Genomic DNA, 19,658 nt, shown 5'->3' with positions numbered 1-19,658 from the left:
CATGTTTTTACGTCATGAGGATTTTGCCACCGTCGTACGTTCAACCCCGCTGATTTCTATCGACTTGATCGTGGAAAACGCCGAGGGAGAGTTTCTGCTCGGTAAGCGTCTCAATCGTCCGGCGCAGGGCTACTGGTTTGTTCCCGGCGGTCGTGTGCAAAAAGATGAATCGCTACATGCGGCTTTTGAACGGCTGACTGAAGCTGAGTTGGGGTTGCGTCTACCGCTGTCCGCCGCTGAGTTTTATGGTGTCTGGCAGCACTTCTATGACGACAACTTTTCCGGGGATGATTTCTCAACGCATTACATCGTGCTGGGATTTCGTCTGCGCGTATCAGAAAACGACCTGCAACTGCCTGATGCACAACATGATGCCTACCGCTGGCTGGCGGCGACAGAGATTCAGGCCAGTGACAGCGTACACGCCAACAGCCGGGCTTACTTCTGCCAGGCAAGCCAGAGCGGAGTACCAGGGCTATGAGGATCCTGGTGTATGGCATTAACTACTCGCCGGAGCTGACCGGTATCGGCAAGTACACCGGTGAAATGGTGGAGTGGATGGCGCAACAAGGTCATGACGTGCGGGTGATCACCGCACCACCTTATTATCCGCAATGGAAAGTTAATGGTCGCTATTCATCCTGGCGCTATCGTCGCGAGGAGGGGGATGCTACCGTCTGGCGTTGTCCGCTGTATGTGCCTGAGCAACCCTCAACGCTCAAGCGTCTGCTGCATTTGGGCAGTTTCGCCCTGAGCAGTTTCTTCCCGCTGCTGGCGCAACGTCGCTGGAAACCGGATCGCATCATCGGCGTGGTGCCGACGCTGTTTTGTACGCCGGGGATGCGCTTGCTGGCAAAACTCAGCGGCGCGCGCACGCTGCTGCACATTCAGGATTATGAAGTCGATGCCATGTTGGGACTTGGCATGGCAGGCAAAGGCAAGCGCGGTATGGTGGCGAAACTGGCCAGCGTGTTTGAACGCAGTGGTTTGCACAACGTGGACAATATTTCGACGATTTCCCGTTCCATGATGCGCAAAGCCATGGAAAAAGGCGTTGCGCCACGCAAGGTTATTTTCTTTCCTAACTGGTCGGAAGTGGCGCGCTTTCGTGACGTGACCGACGCCGATGCTTTGGCGTTGCGCCAGAAACTGGGATTGCCCGCGGATCAAAAAATCATTCTCTACTCGGGCAATATCGGTGAAAAGCAGGGGCTTGAGAGCGTCATCGACGCGGCGGCCCAATTGAGTGAGCAACCCTGGCTGTTTGCGATCGTCGGGCAGGGCGGGGGCAAAGCGCGACTGGAGACCATGGTCAGCGAACGCGACCTGCGCAACGTAATGTTCTTTCCGCTGCAATCTTATGAAGCGCTGCCTGCGCTGCTCAAGCTCGCGGACTGTCATCTGGTCGTACAAAAGCGTGGCTCGGCGGATGCGGTACTGCCGTCCAAACTGACTAATATCCTCGCCGTTGGCGGTAACGCGGTGATTACCGCTGAGCCTGAGACCGAATTGGGTCAGTTGTGTGACGCTCATCCTGGCATCGCGGTGTGTGTCGAGCCGGAATCAGTCAATGCGCTGGTTGGCGGGATTCAACAGGCGCTAACCATGCCAAAAGTTAACACGGTGGCACGTGAGTATGCCGAACGCTCGTTGGATAAAGAAAACGTGCTGAATCAATTTATTGCTGATATTCGGGGTACATGATGAGTCAAAACAAACTCTTTCCGGTAGTCATGGCCGGTGGCTCGGGTAGCCGTTTATGGCCGCTGTCCCGCGTACTGTATCCAAAGCAGTTCCTGTGTCTGAAAGGCGATCTCACCATGTTGCAGACGACGATTTGCCGTCTGAACGGTGTGGAGTGCGAAAGCCCGGTAGTTATCTGTAATGAACAACACCGTTTTATCGTTGCGGAACAGTTACGGCAACTGCACAAACTGACCGAGAACATTATTCTCGAACCAGCCGGACGCAACACTGCGCCAGCCATAGCGCTGGCTGCGCTGGCGGCAAAACGTCAGTGTCCGGGTGACGATCCGCTGCTACTTGTGCTGGCGGCCGATCATATGATTGCCGACGAAGAGGCATTTCGCGAAGCGGTTCGCAATGCGATGCCGTATGCCAGTGCGGGTAAGCTGGTGACGTTTGGTATCGTCCCGGACCAACCGGAGACTGGCTACGGCTATATCCGTCGAGGCGAGGTTTCACCGTCGAATACTGACGCGGTGGCTTTTGAGGTGGCGCAGTTTGTTGAAAAACCCAATCTGGAAACCGCACAGGCGTATGTGGCAAGCGGCGACTACTACTGGAACAGCGGGATGTTCCTGTTCCGGGCAGGCCGTTACCTGGAAGAATTGAAAAAGTATCGTCCCGATATTCTTGAGGCCTGCGAAAACGCCATGAGCACCGTCGACCCCGATCTCGATTTTATTCGCGTTGATGAACAGGCGTTTCTCGCCTGCCCGGAAGAGTCTGTGGACTATGCGGTAATGGAACATACGGCCGATGCGGTGGTGATGCCTATGAATGCAGGCTGGAGCGATGTCGGCTCCTGGTCATCATTGTGGGAAATCAGCGCCCATACTGCTGAAGGTAATGTGCATCACGGCGATGTCATTAGCCACAAAACGGAAAACAGCTACGTCTATGCCGAATCCGGGTTGGTGACGACCGTCGGGGTGAAAGATCTGGTGGTGGTGCAGACCAAAGACGCGGTACTGATTGCCGATCGCAACGCGGTACAGGATGTCAAAAAAGTGGTGGAGAAAATTAAAGCTGACGGGCGCCATGAGCACCACATTCACCGCGAAGTTTATCGTCCGTGGGGCAAATATGACTCCATTGATGCCGGAGACCGTTACCAGGTCAAGCGAATTACCGTCAAGCCTGGCGAGGGATTGTCCGTGCAGATGCATCATCATCGGGCTGAGCACTGGGTTGTGGTTGCAGGTACCGCGAAAGTGACAATTAATGATGATATCAAACTGCTCGCTGAAAACGAGTCTGTCTATATTCCGCTGGGAGCGACCCACTGTCTGGAGAACCCCGGAAAAATCCCGCTCGATCTGATTGAAGTACGCTCCGGATCTTACCTCGATGAGGATGATGTGGTGCGGTTTGCGGACAGATACGGGCGCGCCTGATGCCGGATGCGCTTATCCGGCCTGCAACAGCGTAGGCTCGATAAGGGAAGCGCACCGGGCAATGCATTAACACTTGTTAAAAAGGCTCATTAAGAGTCAGGGCCTCCTGTTGCCTGAAAAAGGGTAAATCATGACAAAACTGACCTGTTTTAAAGCGTATGACATCCGCGGCCGACTGGGCGAAGAGTTAAATGAAGAGATTGCGTGGCGTATTGGCCGCGCTTACGGCGAGTTTTTGCAGCCGAAAACCATCGTCCTCGGCGGCGATGTCCGCCTGACCAGCGAGGCGCTGAAGCTGGCGCTGGCGAAAGGCCTGCAGGATGCAGGGGTGGATGTGCTGGATATTGGCATGTCGGGCACCGAAGAGATTTATTTCGCCACTTTCCATCTTGGCGTTGATGGCGGCATTGAAGTGACCGCCAGCCATAATCCGCTGGATTACAACGGCATGAAGCTGGTGCGGGAAGGGGCGCGGCCTATCAGCGGCGATACCGGTCTGCGCGATGTGCAACGTCTGGCGGAAGCGAATGACTTCCCGGCGGTTGATGAGAGCAGACGTGGCCGCTACCAGCGGATTAATCCTCGCGATGCCTACATTGACCACCTGCTGGGTTACATCAATCCCGGCAACCTGAAACCGATGAAGCTGGTGCTCAATTCCGGTAACGGCGCGGCAGGCCCGGTGGTGGACGCCATTGAAACCCGTTTTAAGGCGCTGGGCGTGCCGGTCGAGTTCATCAAAATTCACAACACGCCGGATGGCAATTTCCCCAACGGTATTCCCAACCCTCTGCTGCCGGAGTGCCGGGCAGACACGCGTAACGCGGTGATTGCACACGGTGCGGATATGGGGATTGCCTTTGACGGGGATTTTGACCGCTGCTTCCTGTTTGATGAAAAAGGCCAGTTTATAGAAGGGTACTACATTGTCGGTCTGCTGGCGGAAGCGTTTCTGGAGAAGAATCCGGGGGCGAAAATTATCCACGACCCGCGCCTGTCCTGGAACACCGTGGATGTGGTGACGGCGGCAGGCGGTAAACCGGTGATGTCAAAAACCGGACACGCGTTTATTAAAGAGCGGATGCGCCATGAAGATGCCATTTACGGCGGCGAGATGAGCGCGCATCACTATTTCCGCGATTTTGCGTACTGCGACAGCGGGATGATCCCGTGGCTGCTGGTGGCGGAGCTGCTGTGTCTGAAAGGACAGTCGCTGGGCGAACTGGTCCGTGACCGGATGGCGGCATACCCGGCGAGTGGAGAAATAAACAGCACGCTGGCGGAGCCGACGGCAGCGATAGCACGGGTGGAGCAGCACTTTTCCCGGGAAGCGCTGACGGTGGACAGAACGGATGGCATCAGCATGTCGTTTGTCGACTGGCGCTTCAATTTACGCTCTTCCAATACCGAACCGGTGGTGCGCCTGAACGTGGAATCGCGCGGAGATATCCCGTTGATGGAAGCGCGAACGCGCACTCTTCTGGCGTTGCTGAATCAGTAATGCCGGTGCTTCCTTTGCCCGGTTATGGGCCAAAGGCGACTAACAGGAACCACGATGACACATCTAAAGAAGCGCGAACGCGCCAAAACCAATGCGTCGTTAATTTCGATGGTGCAACGTTTTTCGGATATCACCATCATGTTTGGCGGGCTATGGGTAATCTGCGAATTAAGCGGTTTGCCTTTCCTGTACATGCACCTGCTGGTGGCGTTGATCACGCTGGTGGTTTTTCAGATGCTCGGCGGGATAACGGATTTTTATCGCTCCTGGCGCGGCGTCAAAATATCCACTGAGCTGGTGCTGTTGCTGCAAAACTGGACGCTGAGCCTGATTTTTAGCGCAGGTTTAATTGCCTTTAATAACGATTTCGATAACCGTCTTGCGGTCTGGCTGGCGTGGTATCTGCTGTCAAGCGTGGGTCTGGTGTTGAGCCGTTCGTTTATTCGCTACGGTGCGGGATGGCTGCGTAATCGCGGTTACAACACCCGCCGGGTTGCGGTGGCAGGCAACCTGCCCGCCGGGCAAATGCTACTGGACAGCTTTCGCCATGAACCGTGGCTGGGGTTTGAAGTAGCCGGTGTCTATCACGATCCTGTTCCAGGGAAAAACTCCCGCGACTGGGCCGGGAATCTGCAACAACTGGTGGATGACGCTAAAGCTTCACGCATTCATAACGTCTATATCGCTATGTCGATGAACGATGGCGCCAGTGTGAAAAAACTGGTGCGCGATCTGGCCGACACGACCTGCTCAGTGATCCTCATCCCCGATGTCTTTACCTTCAACATCCTGCATTCACGGATTGAAGAGATGAACGGTGTTCCGGTGGTGCCGCTGTATGACACGCCGCTCTCGGGCATTAACCGTCTGTTGAAGCGTGCGGAAGATATCGTGCTGGCCTCGCTGATCCTGCTGCTGATTTCCCCGGTGCTGTGTGGCATTGCGTTACTGGTGAAACTGACCTCAAAAGGACCGGTAATTTTCCGCCAGACCCGTTACGGCATGGATGGGAAGCCGATCAAAGTCTGGAAGTTTCGTTCAATGAAAGTGATGGAAAACGACGCGGTGGTGACGCAGGCGACGCAAAACGACCCACGCGTGACGCCGGTGGGGAATTTTCTGCGCCGGACGTCGCTGGATGAGTTACCGCAGTTTATTAACGTGCTGACGGGAGGGATGTCTATCGTCGGGCCACGTCCGCACGCGGTGGCGCATAACGAACAGTACCGCCAACTGATTGAGGGTTACATGTTACGTCATAAGGTGAAGCCGGGCATTACCGGTTGGGCGCAAATCAACGGCTGGCGGGGGGAAACCGATACGCTGGAAAAAATGGAAAAACGTGTGGAATTTGACCTCGAATATATTCGCGAGTGGAGCTTATGGTTCGATATCAAAATTGTTTTTCTGACGATATTTAAAGGCTTTGTGAACAAAGCGGCGTATTAACATGAGTTTACGAGAAAAAACGCTGAATGGCGCGAAGTGGTCGGCAATTGCCACGGTGATCATTATTGGCCTCGGACTTGTCCAGATGACCGTCCTGGCGCGGATTATTGATAATCACCAGTTCGGGTTGTTAACCGTGGCGCTGGTGATCATTGCCCTAGCCGACACGTTGTCTGACTTTGGCATTGCCAACTCCATTATTCAGCGCAAAGAGATTGGCTACCTTGAACTGACCACCTTGTACTGGCTCAATGTCGGACTCGGTATTGTGGTATGCGTGACGATGTTTCTGCTTAGCGAGACAATTGCCAGCGTACTCAATAACCCCGAACTGGCTCCGCTCATCAAAACGTTATCACTGGCGTTTGTGGTGATACCGCACGGCCAGCAGTTTCGCGCGCTGATGCAAAAAGAACTGGCCTTTAACAAAATCGGCATGATTGAGACCAGTTCGGTGCTGGCCGGCTTTACCTTTACCGTGGTGAGCGCCCATTTCTGGCCGCTCGCGCTGACGGCTATTCTTGGGTATCTGGTGAACAGTACGCTACGTACGCTGCTGTTCGGCTATTTTGGTCGCCAGATTTACCGTCCGGGGCTGCATTTCTCGCTGGCTTCCGTTTCGTCAAACCTACGTTTCGGCGCATGGCTGACGGCGGATAGCATTATTAATTATATCAATACCAATCTTTCTACGCTGGTGCTGGCCAGAACGTTGGGGGCAAGCGTCGCGGGGGGATTCAATCTTGCCTGGAACGTGGCGGTTGTACCGCCAATCAAACTGAACCCGATCATTACCCGCGTTCTGTTTCCGGCGTTTGCCAAAATTCAGGACGATAGCGAAAAATTGCGGGTGAATTTTTACAAACTACTGTCGGTGGTCGGGATCATCAATTTTCCGGCGCTGCTGGGATTAATGGTGGTAGCGAACAATCTGGTGCCGCTGGTATTTGGCGAGAAGTGGAACGGTATTGTCCCCGTCCTGCAATTGTTGTGCATTGTCGGGCTACTGCGCTCTGTCGGGAATCCGATCGGTTCACTGCTGATGGCGAAGGCGCGGGTTGATATCAGCTTCAAATTCAATGTGTTCAAAACCTTTCTGTTTATTCCGGCCATTTTCATCGGTGGACATCTGGCGGGGGCGACAGGCGTGACGCTGGGCTTTTTGCTGGTTCAGGTGATTAACACCATCCTCAGTTATTTCGTGATGATCAAACCTGTTCTGGGTTCCAGCTACCGTCAGTACATGCTCAGTCTGTGGCTACCGTTGTATCTCTCCTTGCCAACCGTTGTTGTGAGCTATGCGCTGGGTTTTACCCTGCGCAACCAACTGCCGTTAAGCGCGGTGCTGGGGTTGCAAATCGCGGCGGGAACGCTGGCGTTTACGGTGATGATTGTGCTGTCGCGCCACCCGCTGGTGGTGGAAATAAAACGCCAGCTCTGTCGCAGTGAAAAAATGAAAACCTTGCTCCGTGCAGGATAAGAACAACGCTTTAAGAGGTCATAATGAAACTATTAATTTTGGGCAACCATACCTGCGGGAACCGAGGGGATAGCGCTATTCTGCGCGGTTTGCTGGATGCCATTAACGCGCAGCGTCCCGAGACTGAAGTCGATGTTATGAGCCGCTACCCGGTAAGCTCCTCATGGTTACTCAATCGTCCGGTGATGGGCGATCCATTATATTCGCAGATGAAGCAACACAACAACGCCGCGGGTGTCATGGGACGGGTGAAGAAGGTCTTGCGCCGTCGCTATCAGCACCAAGTGCTGCTCTCGCGCGTCACCGACTCCGGTAATCTGCGCAACATCGCTATCGCCCAGGGATTTACCGATTTTGTCCGTCTGTTGTCGCGCTATGACGCCATCATCCAGGTCGGCGGATCGTTTTTTGTTGATTTGTATGGCGTGCCGCAGTTCGAACATGCCCTGTGTTCATTTATGGCGAAAAAACCGCTGTACATGATTGGGCACAGCGTGGGGCCATTCCAGGATGAGCAGTTTAATCAACTGGCAAACTACGTTTTTGGCCACTGTAACGCGCTGATTTTGCGCGAATCAGTTAGTCTGGAACTGATGAAACGCAGCGCAATAACCGCGGAAAAGGTTGAGGCAGGCGTGGATACCGCCTGGCTGGTCGACAATCATCATGAGGATTTTGAGCCAGGCTATGCCGTACAGCACTGGTTGAAAATGGTGGCAAAGCAGAAGACTGTGGCCATTACTTTGCGTGAGCTGGCGCCCTTTGATAAGCGTCTGGGGACGACGCAACAGGCTTATGAACAAGCCTTTGCCGGGGTAGTGAACCGCATTCTCGATGAAGGGTACCAGGTGATAGCGTTGTCAACCTGTACCGGTATCGATAGTTACAACAAAGATGACCGTATGGTGGCGTTGAACCTGCGTCAGCATGTTAACGACCCGGCCCGTTATCATGTGGTAATGGATGAACTCAACGACCTTGAGATGGGAAAAATTCTCGGGGCATGCGACCTGACGGTGGGCACTCGCCTGCACTCAGCCATCATCTCGATGAATTTTATGACGCCCGCCATCGCCATTAACTATGAGCATAAATCGGCAGGGATCATGCAGCAACTGGGGCTACCGGAGATGGCCGTCGATATTCGCCATTTGCTGGATGGCAGCCTTGAGGGCAAAGTCGCCGATATTCTCGGACAGCTTCCTGACCTGAACATACGGGTAGGGGACGCGGTTATGCGTGAACGCGAACGTGGGGTGCGTATGGTGCAGTCGGTATTAACGCGCATTGAGGGGGAAAAATGAAGATTGGTTTTTTCCTGCTTAAATTTCCACTCTCCTCAGAGACCTTCGTATTAAATCAGATCACTGCGTTCATCGATATGGGCTATGAGGTGGAGATTGTCGCGATGCATAAGGGCGACCTTGAAAATACGCATGCCTCATTTAATACCTACCAATTGGGCGACAAAACGCGTTGGTTGCTGAATGAACCGGACGGCAAACTGGCAAAGCTCAAATTCAGGGCGGCTGCTGCATTGCAGGGCATCACCCGCGCAGCCACCTGGAAAGCACTGAATATCTCTCGCTATGGCGACGAGGCGCGCAATTTGATTTTGGCGGCTATTTGCGGTGGGAATCCGCAGGCATTTCAGGCGGATGTCTTTATTGCGCACTTTGGCCCGGCAGGCGTGACGGCTGCCAAACTGCGTGAGCTTGGAATGATCCGCGGGAAAATCGCCACGGTATTTCATGGTGTTGATGTTTCGCACCGGGATGTATTGGCCCGCTATACCTCCGAATATCAGCAGCTGTTTCAGCGCGGTGACTTGATGCTGCCCATCAGCAATCTCTGGGCCGGACGTTTAAAAAACATGGGATGTCCGCCGCAGAAAATTGCCGTCTCGCGTATGGGAATCGATATGACGCGCTTTACCCCGCGCCAACTGAAATCGCCAGCCGCGCCGTTGGAGATTATTTCTGTCGCGCGCTTAACCGAGAAAAAAGGGCTGCACGTCGCCATCGAAGCCTGTCGGCAGTTGAAAGAGCAGGGCGTCTTATTTCGCTATCGCATTCTTGGCATTGGTCCCTGGGAACGTCGTCTGCGGACGCTGATCGAACAATACCAACTCGATGATGTGATTGAGATGCCTGGCTTTAAACCCAGTCATCAGGTGAAGGAGATGCTTGAGCAAGCAGATGTATTTCTGCTGCCTTCGATTACCGGCAGGGATGGCGATATGGAGGGGATCCCGGTAGCGCTGATGGAGGCGATGGCGGTGGGGATCCCGGTCATTTCGACGGTTCATAGCGGGATCCCTGAGCTGGTGGAGTCGGGTAAATCTGGCTGGCTGGCACCGGAAAACGATGCCCAGGCGTTGGCTGAACGGTTAGCTGCATTCAGCCTGCTCGACAGCGAACAGGTGCAGCCGATTGTGCAATGCGCGCGAGAAAAAATTGAAGCTGAATTTAATCAGTTAGCGATCAATAAACAGTTAGCCAGCCTGCTGCAAACGATGTAAATCGAGGTTGTATGTCAGAGAAAAAACTCTCACGTCGTAGTTTTCTGGCGGCAGGCTCTGCGCTTGTCGTGCTGCACTCTCCCATTAGCCGGGCGCTTGAATCATCTGGCAGCGTCAATATTCAGGATTACAACCCAAAGGATTGGGTCGCATCTTTCAGGCAGGCATTCACGGAAGGGCAAACGGTAGTCGTACCCGAAGGGCTGGAATGTAAGAATATCAATACCGCGATTATTATTCCGCCAGGCAAAACGCTATCGGTGCAAGGCCGCATCAGCGGCAAGGGGCGTGGGCGCTTTGTTCTGCAGGATGGATGCAAGGTCATGGGCGAGCAGGGCGGTAGCCTGAGGAACGTTACTCTCGATGTGCGGGGTTCGGACTGCGTGATAAAAGGGATTGCCATGAGTGGTTTTGCTCCGGTGACGCAAATCTACATTGGCGGCAAAACCTCAAGGCTGATGCGCAATCTGACGATCGATGATATTACCGTCACGCGCGCTAACTATGGGATCCTGCGTCAGGGCTTTCATAACCGCATGGACGGCGTAAAGATCACGAACAGTCGTTTTAGCGATTTGCAGGGTGACGCTATCGAGTGGAATGTGGCGATAAATGACAGCAATATCCTCATTTCTGATCATGTTATCGAACGTATCAACTGTACTAACGGCAATGTGAACTGGGGTATCGGTATCGGGCTGGCGGGGAGTACTTATGACAATAGCTATCCCGAGGAACTGGCGGTAAAAAACTTTGTGGTGGCGAACATCACCGGTTCCGACTGCCGACAGTTAGTCCATGTGGAGAACGGCAAACATTTTGTCATTCGTAATATTACCGCGCGAAATATCACTCCGGATTTCAGTAAGAAAGCGGGCATTGATAATGCAACGGTCGCGATTTATGGGTGTGATAATTTCGTTATTGATAATATCAATATGGAGAATAGCGCCGGTATGCTCATTGGCTATGGCGTCATCAAAGGACGATATTTATCCATTCCGCAAAACTTTAAATTAAATAATATTCATCTGGATAACTCAAAACTGGAATATAAATTACGCGGCATGCAGATATCCTCGGGCAATGCCACGTCATTTGTCGCCATCACTAATGTGGCGATGAAGCGCGCCACGCTGGAGTTGCACAACCAACCGCAACACCTTTTCTTACGTAACATCAAGGTCATGCAGCAATCCACGACGGGACCCGCGCTAAAGATGCATTTTGATCTTCGCCAGGATGTACGCGGTAAATTTATGGCTAAACAGGATACCTTGCTATCACTGGCGAATATCCATGCGGTAAATGAAACCGGGCAAAGTTCAGTTGACATTGACCGTATAAACCATCAGGTGGTGAATGTTGCAGCGGTGAATTTCCAACTACCGGGACAGGGGAGGTAACTTTGCGACCATTCCTGGCTCGAATTGAACCCACTTGAGCTTAAGATTACTGCATTCTGCAGATAAGCGGCGTAACATGCGCTGTATCGATGCAATGTAATTCATACTGGCTAAAACAAGCTAAAAAGCTATAATTCAGCAACAATTGAATAGGTGAATGACTTAATGACTAATTTGAAAGCAGTTATTCCGGTAGCGGGCCTCGGGATGCACATGTTGCCTGCCACGAAGGCAATCCCGAAAGAGATGCTGCCAATCGTAGACAAGCCGATGATTCAATACATTGTCGACGAGATTGTAGCTGCTGGCATTAAAGAAATTGTTCTGGTAACGCATGCGTCAAAGAACGCCGTTGAGAACCATTTTGACACCTCTTATGAACTCGAATCGTTGCTTGAGCAGCGCGTCAAGCGCCAGTTGCTGGCTGAAGTGCAGTCCATCTGTCCTCCCGGCGTGACTATCATGAACGTTCGCCAGGCGCAATTACTCGGTCTTGGTCATTCAATTCTTTGTGCTCGCCCAATTATCGGGGACAACCCGTTCGTCGTCGTATTACCGGACGTCGTTCTGGATACCGCAAGTGCGGACCCTCTGCGCTACAATCTGGCTGCCATGGTTGCTCGTTTTAATGAAACCGGGCGCAGTCAGGTGCTGGCTAAGCGTATGGATGGCGATCTGTCCGAGTATTCCGTTATTCAGACCAAAGAGCCTTTGGACAACGAAGGTAAAGTCAGCCGTATCATTGAATTCATTGAGAAACCAGATCAGCCGCAAACGCTGGATTCCGATCTGATGGCGGTAGGGCGCTATGTACTGTCTGCTGATATTTGGGCTGAATTAGAGCATACACAACCTGGCGCGTGGGGACGTATTCAGTTAACAGATGCGATTGCAGAACTGGCGAAAAAACAGTCTGTCGATGCCATGTTAATGACGGGCGACAGTTACGACTGCGGTAAAAAAATGGGTTATATGCAGGCGTTCGTTAAGTATGGTTTGCGTAATCTGAAGGAAGGGGCTAAGTTCCGTAAGAGCATCGAAAAGCTACTTAACGAGTAGAGATTCACAGGACTTTGTGACGGTCAGCCAGAAAAAATAGCGGCAGCTAACACCCCAACGCCTATGATTTATGCAGCGGAGTGTTACTGTCGTTTTTCATATTAAAAATAAAGAATTACAACAAGTTAACCTACTAAGTTTAATCTGTTTTTTGTTGGATTTTTTCTTGTTTCTGTAAGCATTTGGTAAGACAATTAGCGTTTGCGTCTCTGCCTGGATCGGCAGTTATCATCATCTTTGGGATAGAGTTAGTGCTCTGGTTGCTGTAAAGCCAGGGGCGGTAGCGTGCTTGCTCTTGAATGCTTGTTGTTGCTGTATCATTCTGAACATAATGTACTTCAAAATTCTGGGTTGTTATTTATAAAGAAATGATTTGGAAAATTATAAAGAAATGATTTGGAAAAAATATATTTGCTTTCAGTATAATTTATTTTTATAAGATAAATATTTAATTTGCTACAGTCAAAGCGTTGTATAAAAGATTTGAAGCGTCTAAAAAGCTAATGAGAGAAAGTTTATATGTTTAAAAATAAAGTTTTGTTAATTACAGGTGGCACAGGTTCTTTTGGTAATGCGGTTTTAAGAAGGTTTTTAGATACGGATATTGCTGAGATCCGAATTTTCAGTCGTGATGAAAAAAAACAAGACGACATGCGTAAAAAATATAATAATTCTAAATTGAAGTTTTATATAGGTGATGTACGTGATTATCAATCAATTTTAAACGCCACGCGTGGTGTTGATTTTTTGTATCATGCCGCAGCATTAAAGCAGGTGCCTTCCTGCGAATTTCACCCTATGGAAGCGGTGAAAACGAACGTACTTGGTACTGAAAACGTGCTTGAAGCGGCCATTGCGAATGGTGTTAAACGTGTTGTGTGCTTAAGTACAGATAAAGCGGTTTATCCGATCAACGCTATGGGTATATCCAAAGCTATGATGGAGAAAGTTATTGTTGCCAAATCACGTAACGTCGATAAGACCAAAACCGTTATTTGTGGGACTCGCTACGGCAACGTTATGGCTTCGCGTGGATCGGTTATCCCACTATTTGTGGACTTGATTAAAGAGGGGAAACCTCTGACGATCACTGACCCTAATATGACACGCTTCATGATGACTTTGGATGATGCGGTTGATTTGGTTCTTTATGCATTTGAACATGGAAATAATGGCGATATTTTTGTTCAGAAGGCTCCAGCCGCGACAATTGAAACATTGGCAGTAGCTCTGAAAGAATTGATGGATCTTCCCGAACATCCTGTGAATATTATTGGTACTCGTCACGGTGAAAAATTGTATGAAGCATTACTGAGCCGTGAAGAAATGGTCGCTGCTGAAGATATGGGTGAATATTACCGTGTTCCACCTGATCTACGCGATCTTAATTATGGAAAATATGTAGAGCAGGGCGATCAGCGAATTTCTCAAGTTGAAGATTATAATTCGCATAACACAGAACGTCTTGATGTTGAAGGTATGAAAAAATTATTGCTAAAACTGGCGTTTATTAGAGCCATTTGTGACAAAAAAGAATATCAACTGGATGAATAATATGAAGCTTGTTATTACGGGTTCTAATGGGTTCATCGGCAAAAATCTCCGTGTCCATTTACGCGAAAATGGGTATAACGATATTATTTGTATCGATCGAGATAATTCTCTTGAGCAACTTAATGAAGCTTTGCAATCTGCAGAATTTGTTTTCCATCTTGCTGGGATTAACCGTCCAACATGCGACTCTGAATTTTATGAAGGTAATGCCAACTTAACAGAGCATATTGTTAATAAATTAGTTGAGTTTGGTAATAAAACCCCTTTACTCATTACTTCATCAATTCAGGCTGAACTGGATAATCACTACGGAAAAAGCAAGGCGGCAGCTGAGAATTTAGTAAGCAAATATGCTGAAGAGACTGGCGCAAAAACTTATATTTATCGCTTGCCTAATGTATTCGGTAAATGGTGTAGACCAAACTACAACTCTGCTGTCGCAACGTTTTGCTATAATATACTCAATGGGTTAGAGGTTACTGTCAATAATTCTGATGCTCCTCTAAAACTTGTTTATATTGATGACGTCTGCAAGTCATTCGTTGATTGCTTAACAGGTAATATAGATGAAAAAAATGCAGAGGTCACACCAGTTTATAGTACGACAGTCGGTGAAGTTGTTGACATTATCAGGTCATTTAAGGATAAACAACATAGCTTGTTAATTGACCATGTTGGTACTGGTTTAACCAGGACACTGTATGCGACCTATCTGAGCTATTATTCTCCTTCAGAATTTGCCTATTCTGTCAAACGTCATAGCGATCCTCGTGGGACGTTTGTTGAAATGCTCAAAACAAAAGAGTCTGGTCAGTTTTCATTTTTTACTGCACATCCCGGTATTACAAGAGGGGGGCATTATCATCATACAAAAAATGAGAAATTTCTGGTCATTAAAGGCAAAGCAAAATTTGCTTTTAGACATATTGATTCGAATAACTATTATGAAATTTTTATTGATGGTGATGAATCAAAAATAGTCGAAACTGTTCCCGGATGGTCGCATGACATCACGAATATTGGTGATGATGAAATGATAGTTATGCTCTGGGCAAATGAAATTTTTGATCCTGAGAATCCCGATACGGTTAACTACAAAATCGCTGAAGAGTAAAAGATGAATAAAATGCATGTTATGACAGTCGTAGGTACACGACCAGAAATTATCAGATTGTCACGTGTTATGGCTAAACTTGATGATTATTATGAACATACGATTGTTCATACCGGCCAAAACTACGATTACGAACTTAATCAAATTTTTTTCGACGATCTTGGCGTCCGCAAACCTGACCACTTTTTGAATGCAGCAGGTAAAAATGCTGCTGAGACTATTGGGCAAATTATCATCAAAATTGATGAAGTGCTGGAATCCATCAAACCAGAAGCTCTTCTAGTCCTTGGTGATACAAATAGTTGCTTAGCTGCTATTCCGGCAAAACGCCGCAAGATTCCTATCTTCCATATGGAAGCGGGAAATCGTTGTTTTGATATGCGAGTACCAGAAGAGATTAATCGCCGTATTGTCGATCATACAGCCGATATTAATCTGACATATAGCGATATCGCTCGAGAGTATCTTCTGGCTGAGGGCTTGCCTGCAGATCGGGTTATCAAGACTGGCAGTCCGATGTTTGAAGTGTTAACTCATTATGCTGAAGGTATTGAGCAATCAGATGTGCTTGAGCGGCTTAATGTAAAACGAAACGAATATTTTGTCGTTAGTGCTCATCGTGAAGAAAATATCGATTCAGATAAAAATTTAATGAATCTTGTCGAGTCGTTAAATAAAGTAGCAGATACTTACCAGTTGCCGATCATTGTATCTACTCATCCGCGAACCCAGAAAAGGATTGATGCGAAAGGGATTGTTTTTAACTCGCACATACAGTTGTTAAAGCCGCTTGGTTTTAAAGATTATGTGAAATTACAGAAGGAAGCGCGAGCAGTCCTTTCTGATAGTGGTACAATTACGGAAGAGTCATCTATTCTTAATTTTCCTGCTATCAATATTCGTGAGGCGCACGAGCGCCCTGAAGGAATGGAAGAAGGCACTGTAATAATGACTGGTGTCGAGCCTGACCGTATTCTTCAGGCTCTAGAGATGATAAAAAATCAGCCACGTGATAACGAACGACTCCTGCGCCAGGTGAATGATTATTCAATGCCAAATGTCTCTGATAAAGTGGCAAGAATTATTCTCTCCTATACTGATTATGTTAAACGTGTCGTTTGGCGTAAATACTAATAAGTTAATCACTCTGGCCAGTCCAGAGTGACTTTTTAATGGTGTGTAGATTAAAGTGAAAGTCTTATTGTTGACACAATGGTTTGATCCTGAACCTACCTTTAAAGGTCTTGCTTTTGCAAAAGAATTGAGAAGGCAAAATGTTGAGGTTGAAGTCATTACAGGTTTCCCTAATTACCCAGGGGGAAAGATTTACGATGGATATAAGATTAAGATTTTCCAAAAAGATAGCCATGACGATATAACAATTAATCGGGTACCTCTATATCCGAATCACGGCCCTTCTGCGTTAAAGAGAATGCTCAATTACGGTTCGTTTTTTTTCACGAGCATGGTCTTTGGAATTCTATCCAGACAGAAGGTAGATGTTATCTATGCTTACCATCCTCCCCTAACAACAGCGCTTTCTGCATCACTGATTTCTTTCTTCAGAAGAAAACCATTCATTGTGGATATTCAGGATCTCTGGCCAGATACATTAGCTTCCACAGGAATGTTAACGAACAAAAAAATATTAAATACGCTTAACTATTTGTGCAACTTTGTATACAGGCGCGCAGCAAAAATTGTTGTCCTCTCTCCTGGTTTTAAGGCGAAGTTGATCTCCCGCGGTGTACCTGAGGAGAAAATCGAGGTTATCTATAACTGGTGTGATGAAGAGAACCTTAGAAGTAATAAAAAAAGTAACGTGATTCTTCCATCTGATAAATTCAATGTTGTTTTTGCGGGAAATCTCGGTTTAGCGCAAGGATTACCTTCCATTTTATCTGCTGCACAAATTTTAAAGAATAACGGTGTCAAGGCCAATATTATCATTGTAGGTTCTGGTTTAGCAAAGGCCGAAGCAGTGACATTTGCTAAAGAGAATAATATCGATAATGTGATTTTTCTACCTCGCGTACCAATTACCGAGATTGGAGATATTCTTCAACAAGCTGATGCATTATTGGTTCATCTTATTAAAGATGATCTTTTTACTATCACAATACCCTCCAGAACTCAAGCCTATCTGGCATGTGGTAAACCTATTGTAATGGCTGTTGATGGCGATGCTGCAGACCTCGTCAGAAATGCCAGCGCCGGGATTATTTGCTCTTCTGATAGTCCGATTTCAATATCTTCAGGAATTGAACAGCTCACATTATTATCTAAAAATGAATTAAAAGAGATGGGAGAAAACGGAGCTAAATACTATTACTCTGAATTAAGTCTTCAGGAAGGTGTGAAAAAATTCATCACTATATTTAAAAAGGTTATCCAATAATATGATTAAACGTTTCTTTGATGTATTAATATCTTCAATACTACTAATATGTTTATCTCCCATTATTGGCGTTACCTACCTTCTTGTTAGAAAAAAATTGGGTAAACCTGTATTATTTAGACAAGTTAGGCCCGGAAAAGATGGCCTCCCCTTTAAGATGATAAAATTTCGCAGTATGAAAGATGCCACTGACTCCAAAGGGAATGTACTACCTGATGAAGAAAGACTTACGGAGTTTGGCAAAAAGCTGAGGGCGCTCAGTCTTGATGAATTGCCTGCGTTATGGAATGTACTTAAAGGAGACATGAGTCTTGTCGGCCCAAGACCACTTCTTATGAGTTATCTTGAACGTTACGACCAGGAACAGAATCGTCGCCATGAGGTAAGACCAGGCATAACTGGCTGGGCGCAAGTTAATGGTAGAAATGCTATTAGTTGGGATGAAAAATTTAAACTTGATGTTTGGTATGTAGACCATCAATCAATGTGGTTAGACATTAAAATTCTCTTTCTTACAGTCAAAAAAGTTGTAATTAGAGAAGGCATATCTGCTGAGGGTCACTCAACGATGCCAGAGTTTAAAGGAAAATCATCTGATAAGTAATACTAAAACTCTTTATTGAGTCTTTATAAAACCGTACCTTGGTCTTATATAAAATCTTTATGTTAATTAAAATGTATTGGATATGAAATTTGTGGATATGCTTATGTAAGATTAAAAATTAAAGAGAGTTCATATCTCCAATAATTTTGGGAAAACATATAGAATACTTATGATGAGATAATATCTATATCTGAACTAATCATAATTGCTTCTGTATGTCACATAAGTTCAATTTTAAAGATTAAAGGGTGTTTCTATGTTAAATACTAATTTTTCTCCATGGCCTTCGTTTACACAAGAAGAAGCAGATGCGGTGTCCTCGGTATTATTATCAAACAAAGTGAATTATTGGACAGGTAACGAATGTCGCTTGTTTGAAAAAGAATTCGCTGAGTGGGTGGGGACGAAATATGCCGTTGCATTAAGTAATGGGACATTAGCGTTAGATGTAGCCCTTAAAGCGTTAAATATCGGTGCTGGTGACGATGTGATCGTCACTTCTCGTACATTTTTAGCATCAGCATCATGTATTGTTACAGCGGGTGCCAATCCTGTATTTGCGGATGTAGATCTAAACAGTCAGTGTATTACAGCTGAGACCATTTCAGCTGTTTTAACACCTAATACTAAAGCAGTCATTGTTGTACATTTAGCCGGGATGCCAGCTGAAATGGATCCTATTATGAGTTTAGCTGAAAAACACAATCTCTATGTAATCGAAGATTGCGCTCAGGCACATGGCGCAAGTTACAAAGGAAAACGTGTGGGTAGTATCGGTCATATCGCTGCATGGTCATTCTGTCAGGATAAGATTATGACAACCGGCGGTGAAGGTGGGATGGTGACCACCAATGATAAGTCTTTATGGTCTGCTATGTGGAGTTATAAAGATCATGGCAAAAGCTATGATGCTGTTTATAATCGTGAACACCAACCTGGTTTCCGCTGGTTACACGAATCATTTGGTACCAACTGGCGCATGCTGGAAATGCAGGGTGTGATTGGTCGAATTCAATTAAAACGGATGGCAGAGTGGACTCAACGACGCCAAAAAAATGGTAGAGCTATCGATGCTGCGCTAGAAGATCTCCGGGGTGTAAGGTTAGTTCAGATACCTAAGTATATTGAACATGCTGAATACAAACATTATGTATTTATCAAGCCAACGGCATTAAAAGCGGACTGGACTCGTGATCGTATCATTAAAGAAATTAATGATGCAGGGGTACCTTGTTATCAGGGAAGCTGCTCTGAGATATATCTTGAGAAGGCATTTGATAATACAGGATGGCGTCCAGCAACTTCTTTACCTAATGCGGTTGAACTTGGTGAGACTAGCCTGATGTTTCTTGTACATCCGACGTTAACGCAATCCGAGATTGATTTTACATGTGAAGTTGCACGTAAGGTTCTGAAAAATGCTCTTATTTGA

16 protein-coding genes are annotated in these 19,658 nt (G+C 47.6%); all 16 read left to right on the top strand.

What is annotated here, in order from left to right:
• The first annotated feature begins 1 nt into the window (after nt 1).
• The 16 genes from FOB24_RS16320 to FOB24_RS16245 all read left to right on the top strand — a co-directional run bounded on the left by FOB24_RS16320 (nt 2) and on the right by FOB24_RS16245 (nt 19,658).
• Nucleotides 2-481: a GDP-mannose mannosyl hydrolase gene (locus tag FOB24_RS16320; RefSeq protein WP_038641775.1), complete on the top strand. Its 480-nt coding sequence runs from the start codon at nt 2-4 to the stop codon at nt 479-481.
• Nucleotides 478-1,704 (top strand): colanic acid biosynthesis fucosyltransferase WcaI, encoded by a 1,227-nt coding sequence (gene wcaI, locus FOB24_RS16315; protein ID WP_150345179.1) that lies wholly within the window; start codon nt 478-480, stop codon nt 1,702-1,704. The genes FOB24_RS16320 and wcaI overlap by 4 nt, the downstream gene beginning before the upstream one ends.
• Nucleotides 1,704-3,140, top strand: a complete 1,437-nt coding sequence (gene cpsB, locus FOB24_RS16310) for a mannose-1-phosphate guanyltransferase (RefSeq protein ID WP_150345583.1) — start codon at nt 1,704-1,706, stop codon at nt 3,138-3,140. The genes wcaI and cpsB overlap by 1 nt, the downstream gene beginning before the upstream one ends.
• Before the next feature lie 130 nt (nt 3,141-3,270).
• Complete coding sequence (cpsG, locus tag FOB24_RS16305) at nt 3,271-4,641, top strand: colanic acid biosynthesis phosphomannomutase CpsG (protein WP_150345178.1); 1,371 nt, start codon at nt 3,271-3,273, stop codon at nt 4,639-4,641.
• A gap of 54 nt (nt 4,642-4,695) precedes the next feature.
• Nucleotides 4,696-6,090 (top strand): undecaprenyl-phosphate glucose phosphotransferase, encoded by a 1,395-nt coding sequence (gene wcaJ / locus FOB24_RS16300; RefSeq protein ID WP_038641768.1) that lies wholly within the window; start codon nt 4,696-4,698, stop codon nt 6,088-6,090.
• Between the two features lies 1 nt (nt 6,091).
• A complete protein-coding gene (gene wzxC, locus FOB24_RS16295; protein ID WP_150345177.1) occupies nt 6,092-7,570 on the top strand; it encodes a colanic acid undecaprenyl disphosphate flippase WzxC in 1,479 nt (492 codons plus the stop codon).
• A 23-nt stretch (nt 7,571-7,593) separates the two neighbouring features.
• Nucleotides 7,594-8,874 carry a colanic acid biosynthesis pyruvyl transferase WcaK gene (gene wcaK / locus FOB24_RS16290; RefSeq protein WP_150345176.1) on the top strand — a complete coding sequence of 427 codons (1,281 nt, stop codon included), beginning with the start codon at nt 7,594-7,596 and terminating at the stop codon, nt 8,872-8,874.
• Entirely contained in the window at nt 8,871-10,091 is a 1,221-nt protein-coding gene (wcaL, locus tag FOB24_RS16285; protein ID WP_085047930.1) for a colanic acid biosynthesis glycosyltransferase WcaL, read from the top strand. Before wcaK ends, wcaL begins: the two co-directional genes overlap by 4 nt.
• Before the next feature lie 11 nt (nt 10,092-10,102).
• Nucleotides 10,103-11,497 (top strand): colanic acid biosynthesis protein WcaM, encoded by a 1,395-nt coding sequence (gene wcaM, locus FOB24_RS16280; RefSeq protein WP_150345175.1) that lies wholly within the window; start codon nt 10,103-10,105, stop codon nt 11,495-11,497.
• Nucleotides 11,498-11,662: 165 nt separating this feature from the next.
• Nucleotides 11,663-12,556 carry a UTP--glucose-1-phosphate uridylyltransferase GalF gene (gene galF / locus FOB24_RS16275; RefSeq protein ID WP_087855963.1) on the top strand — a complete coding sequence of 298 codons (894 nt, stop codon included), beginning with the start codon at nt 11,663-11,665 and terminating at the stop codon, nt 12,554-12,556.
• A 519-nt stretch (nt 12,557-13,075) separates the two neighbouring features.
• Nucleotides 13,076-14,110, top strand: a complete 1,035-nt coding sequence (fnlA, locus tag FOB24_RS16270) for a UDP-N-acetylglucosamine 4,6-dehydratase/5-epimerase (RefSeq protein ID WP_150345174.1) — start codon at nt 13,076-13,078, stop codon at nt 14,108-14,110.
• Between the two features lies 1 nt (nt 14,111).
• The gene (wbjC, locus tag FOB24_RS16265; RefSeq protein WP_150345173.1) at nt 14,112-15,224 is read left to right on the top strand and encodes a UDP-2-acetamido-2,6-beta-L-arabino-hexul-4-ose reductase; all 1,113 of its coding nucleotides are present in this window, start codon (nt 14,112-14,114) and stop codon (nt 15,222-15,224) included.
• Nucleotides 15,225-15,227: 3 nt separating this feature from the next.
• Nucleotides 15,228-16,358 (top strand): non-hydrolyzing UDP-N-acetylglucosamine 2-epimerase, encoded by a 1,131-nt coding sequence (gene wecB, locus FOB24_RS16260; RefSeq protein WP_150345172.1) that lies wholly within the window; start codon nt 15,228-15,230, stop codon nt 16,356-16,358.
• Between the two features lie 55 nt (nt 16,359-16,413).
• Nucleotides 16,414-17,622: a glycosyltransferase family 4 protein gene (locus tag FOB24_RS16255; protein WP_190971839.1), complete on the top strand. Its 1,209-nt coding sequence runs from the start codon at nt 16,414-16,416 to the stop codon at nt 17,620-17,622.
• A 1-nt stretch (nt 17,623) separates the two neighbouring features.
• Nucleotides 17,624-18,226 (top strand): sugar transferase, encoded by a 603-nt coding sequence (locus FOB24_RS16250; RefSeq protein WP_110497518.1) that lies wholly within the window; start codon nt 17,624-17,626, stop codon nt 18,224-18,226.
• 256 nt (nt 18,227-18,482) lie between these two features.
• Entirely contained in the window at nt 18,483-19,658 is a 1,176-nt protein-coding gene (locus FOB24_RS16245) for a DegT/DnrJ/EryC1/StrS family aminotransferase (protein ID WP_150345170.1), read from the top strand.

Origin of the sequence: Citrobacter werkmanii (genome assembly GCF_008693645.1) — a bacterium.
In the GTDB taxonomy this organism is placed as follows: Bacteria; Pseudomonadota; Gammaproteobacteria; order Enterobacterales; family Enterobacteriaceae; genus Citrobacter; species Citrobacter werkmanii.
The sequence above is the reverse complement of the archived record's forward strand: the minus strand, read 5'-3'. Positions and strand labels throughout refer to the sequence as shown.

Excerpts from the sequence above, each read along its gene's own strand:
- FOB24_RS16320 (WP_038641775.1), top strand. The coding sequence starts at position 2 with ATGTTTTTACGTCATGAGGATTTTGCCACCGTCGTACGTTCAACCCCG.
- wcaI (WP_150345179.1), top strand. The coding sequence starts at position 478 with ATGAGGATCCTGGTGTATGGCATTAACTACTCGCCGGAGCTGACCGGT.
- cpsB (WP_150345583.1), top strand. The coding sequence starts at position 1,704 with ATGAGTCAAAACAAACTCTTTCCGGTAGTCATGGCCGGTGGCTCGGGT.
- cpsG (WP_150345178.1), top strand. The coding sequence starts at position 3,271 with ATGACAAAACTGACCTGTTTTAAAGCGTATGACATCCGCGGCCGACTG.
- wcaJ (WP_038641768.1), top strand. The coding sequence starts at position 4,696 with ATGACACATCTAAAGAAGCGCGAACGCGCCAAAACCAATGCGTCGTTA.
- wzxC (WP_150345177.1), top strand. The coding sequence starts at position 6,092 with ATGAGTTTACGAGAAAAAACGCTGAATGGCGCGAAGTGGTCGGCAATT.
- wcaK (WP_150345176.1), top strand. The coding sequence starts at position 7,594 with ATGAAACTATTAATTTTGGGCAACCATACCTGCGGGAACCGAGGGGAT.
- wcaL (WP_085047930.1), top strand. The coding sequence starts at position 8,871 with ATGAAGATTGGTTTTTTCCTGCTTAAATTTCCACTCTCCTCAGAGACC.
- wcaM (WP_150345175.1), top strand. The coding sequence starts at position 10,103 with ATGTCAGAGAAAAAACTCTCACGTCGTAGTTTTCTGGCGGCAGGCTCT.
- galF (WP_087855963.1), top strand. The coding sequence starts at position 11,663 with ATGACTAATTTGAAAGCAGTTATTCCGGTAGCGGGCCTCGGGATGCAC.
- fnlA (WP_150345174.1), top strand. The coding sequence starts at position 13,076 with ATGTTTAAAAATAAAGTTTTGTTAATTACAGGTGGCACAGGTTCTTTT.
- wbjC (WP_150345173.1), top strand. The coding sequence starts at position 14,112 with ATGAAGCTTGTTATTACGGGTTCTAATGGGTTCATCGGCAAAAATCTC.
- wecB (WP_150345172.1), top strand. The coding sequence starts at position 15,228 with ATGAATAAAATGCATGTTATGACAGTCGTAGGTACACGACCAGAAATT.
- FOB24_RS16250 (WP_110497518.1), top strand. The coding sequence starts at position 17,624 with ATGATTAAACGTTTCTTTGATGTATTAATATCTTCAATACTACTAATA.
- FOB24_RS16245 (WP_150345170.1), top strand. The coding sequence starts at position 18,483 with ATGTTAAATACTAATTTTTCTCCATGGCCTTCGTTTACACAAGAAGAA.